This is a genomic window from Streptomyces sp. WELS2, assembly GCF_013870595.1.
In the GTDB taxonomy this organism is placed as follows: Bacteria; Actinomycetota; Actinomycetes; order Streptomycetales; family Streptomycetaceae; genus Streptomyces.
Window position 1 is genome coordinate 1 of sequence record NZ_JACBWZ010000779.1, and the last position, 2,843, is coordinate 2,843.

4 protein-coding genes are annotated in these 2,843 nt (G+C 71.9%); 3 read left to right on the forward strand and 1 reads right to left on the reverse strand.

The genetic code is table 11. The features are described 5' to 3' along the window. Positions 1–197 precede the first annotated feature (197 nt). Both H5J33_RS29680 and H5J33_RS29685 read left to right on the forward strand, forming a co-directional pair. On the forward strand, positions 198–608 hold the full coding sequence (locus H5J33_RS29680) for a hypothetical protein (protein ID WP_181797884.1): 411 nt from the start codon (positions 198–200) through the stop codon (positions 606–608). Positions 609–750: 142 nt separating this feature from the next. Further along, the gene (locus H5J33_RS29685; RefSeq protein ID WP_181797885.1) at positions 751–1,203 is read left to right on the forward strand and encodes an ATP-binding protein; all 453 of its coding nucleotides are present in this window, start codon (positions 751–753) and stop codon (positions 1,201–1,203) included. A gap of 197 nt (positions 1,204–1,400) precedes the next feature. On the opposite strand, the gene H5J33_RS29690 is transcribed toward H5J33_RS29685, so the two are convergent. After that, a complete protein-coding gene (locus H5J33_RS29690) occupies positions 1,401–2,291 on the reverse strand; it encodes an RNA polymerase sigma factor SigF (protein ID WP_181797886.1) in 891 nt (296 codons plus the stop codon). 293 nt (positions 2,292–2,584) lie between these two features. On the opposite strand from H5J33_RS29690, the gene H5J33_RS29695 reads away from it, so the two are divergent. Beyond that, on the forward strand, positions 2,585–2,843 hold a 259-nt coding region (locus H5J33_RS29695; RefSeq protein ID WP_181797887.1), incomplete at its 3' end, for a helix-turn-helix transcriptional regulator.

Consider the following 2,843-nt stretch of genomic DNA (forward strand, 5'->3'; position numbering starts at 1 on the left):
GGCCGCCGAATACCGGCCAGGGCGGGCCCGGAACACGTCGGCAGACTGGCCGGAAAGACATGGTGACAGTGGTTCAGTAGTGAACATACTCGACTGTGCGGGCTTCACTTCCAGCGAGGCCCCGATCACGCACCGCACACGAGCCGCAGCGAGAGCGAGGCCGGCCCGCAGGCGGACGACGCGACGGGGGAGTGCGCATGCACGACGAGTTCCTGTGCCATGTCACCGCGTACGGCACCTGCGGCGGACAGCGCATCGGAGTACCGCTCGGCACCTACCGGGCCCCCACGCTCGCGCTCGCCCTGTGGTGGCTGCGCGACCGGGCGAACTGGATCGCCGACCGGCTCGACCCCCGCCCGGAGGCCGCGCACTTCCCGCCGGGCGCGCTGGTCCCCGTCGCGGACACCGTGACGGACGTGCCGACCGTCCTGCGCGCCTGGTGCGGTGACCCGGACCGGCAGGAACTGGTCGCCGACGAGCTGGCCGCGGGCAGGCTGGTGCGGATCGCGACCGGCGACGACACCACCGAGTACGAGCTGCTCGCGGAATCCGTCGACGCGGTGCGCATGCAGCGGACCATACCGGCGCTGGTCGCCCCCGTCGCCTGACCGTCGCGCGGGACCCCGCCGTGACCGGTGCGCCCGTGCGCGGTCGGCGAACACATCGGAGGGACTGCCGGGCCGGGCTCGGGGTACGAGGACTGGAGCGACGGCGACCGGCCGCACCGGGCCTTTGGCGAGAGAGAACGGCATGACCGAGCACCTGGGCGGGGAAGTGATACCGACTGGCTTCGACGTACCCGTGGAGCCGCTGCGGCGCGCGGCACACTACACCGGCGCGCCCGGCTGCATCGCCGAGGCGCGCGCCTTCGCCGGCCGGTTCCTCGAGCAGCTGCGGACGGAGTGGTGCGCCGGGGTCGACGACCGCGCCGACGGCGAGCTGCTGCTGGTGGTGAGCGAACTGGTCACCAACGCCGACCAGCACAGCAACGGCCCCTACATCCTGGAGCTGGAGGGCACGGCCGACTCGGTCGTGGTGTCCGTGTACGACAGCAGCACGGCCCTGCCCCGCCGTTTCCCGAAGAACCCCGAGCGCGTCGGACGGCACGGACTGGAGATCGTGCACGCGCTGACCACCGAGGTCACAGTGGAACGCGTTCCCGTGGGCAAGCGGGTACGGGCCGTCTTCCCCTTGAGCCGCTGACTCCCACCGACGACCGGGGCCGGCCGCGACCCGGACCGGTGTCTCCACGGCACGCCGACCCCCGCGGACCGCACTGCGCCGATGCGCCGAGCCCCTGCCGCGGCATCCGGCCCACGGCGGGAACCGGCAGATCCGGCCGGAACCGGACGTGACCAGGTGCCGGCGGACCCGGCCGGACGATGACCGGGTCCCCGATGTCAGGCGCAGCCCAGTTCGCCGAGCATCCCCTGGCGCAGCCGGGTGATGATCCGCTTGATCAGCCTGGAGACGTGCATCTGGGAGCAGCCCAGCCGCTCCCCGATCTGGGCCTGGGTGGCCTCCTCCACGAACCGCATGTGGATGATCCGCCGGTCGCGTTCGCTCAGTTCCGCCATCAGCGGGGCCAGCGCGTGGAAGTCCTCGACGAGCCGCAGCCCCTCCTCCTCCACGCCGATGAAGTCGGCGAGCACCGCCTCGCCGTCCTCGGGGCCGTCACCGGTGAGCGCGGCGTCCAGGGAGGCGGAGTTGTAGCCGTTCGAGGCCAGCTGGGCCTCGACCACCTCCTTCTCCGGGAGGTTCATCAGCGTGGCCAGCTCCGCCACCGTCGGGTCCCGGTCCAGCCGGCTGGACAGCTCCTCGCGCGCCTTGGCCAGCTCCACCCGCAGCTCCTGGAGCCGGCGCGGCACATGGACCGCCCAGGTGGTGTCCCGGAAGAACCGCTTGATCTCACCGACGATGTACGGCAGGGCGAACGAGGTGAACTCGACCTCGCGCGACAGCTCGAACCGGTCGATGGCCTTGATCAGGCCGATCATGCCGGTCTGGACGATGTCCTCCATGTCGTCGCCGCGGCCCCGGAACCGTCCGGCCGCGAACCGCACGAGCGACATGTTCATCTCGATGAGTGTGTTGCGCGCATATTGGTACTCGTGCGTTCCCTCTTCCAGCTCGGCCAGGCGGCGGAAGAACTGGCGGGACAGCTCGCGGGCGTCGCGCGGGGCGACGGACGCCGGGTCCGTGATCCCAGGCAGTGATCCCTCGCCCGTCCTGTCCTGCTCGGTCTGCTCGACGACCTCGGCTTCCGACCGGATCCCGACGGCGGTGTTCATTACCTCTCCCACGAAAGTCACGGTTCGACGTCTCCCTGTACGGCCTGCGGGTTGGCACCGGGTGGCGCCGGCTCCAGTGTCCAGGCAGCGTCTCCGGCGAGTACCCGCCGGACGGCGGATCATGCCTGCTCGCGGAGCCGCTCACGGCGCGGGTACCCATGGTGACGCATCGCATGCCCCCGCCGCGCCGCACTGGCGAGAAACGGCCGGTCGGGCGCGGTGGGGGCCGGGATTTCCCTCAGGGCGCAACGCCCGGTCCTTGCCCCGGGCGGTACCGCTCCTAGGCTGACGGGATGAGCAACCCGGTGAGCGACGAAGCCCGAGTGATCCCCCTGCGACCCGCGCCGGCCCAGCCAAAGGCGCCGGAGAGCGAGCCCGCCCCCAGGGAGCCCCTGTGGCGTGATCTGGTCGGCGAGGTGCTGCGCCGCGAGCGGCGGGAGCAGCGGCGCACCCTGAAGGACGTGGCCGACGCGGCCCGGATCTCGCTGCCGTATCTGTCGGAGATCGAGCGGGGCCGTAAGGAGGCGTCGTCCGAGGTCCTCGCGGCCGCCG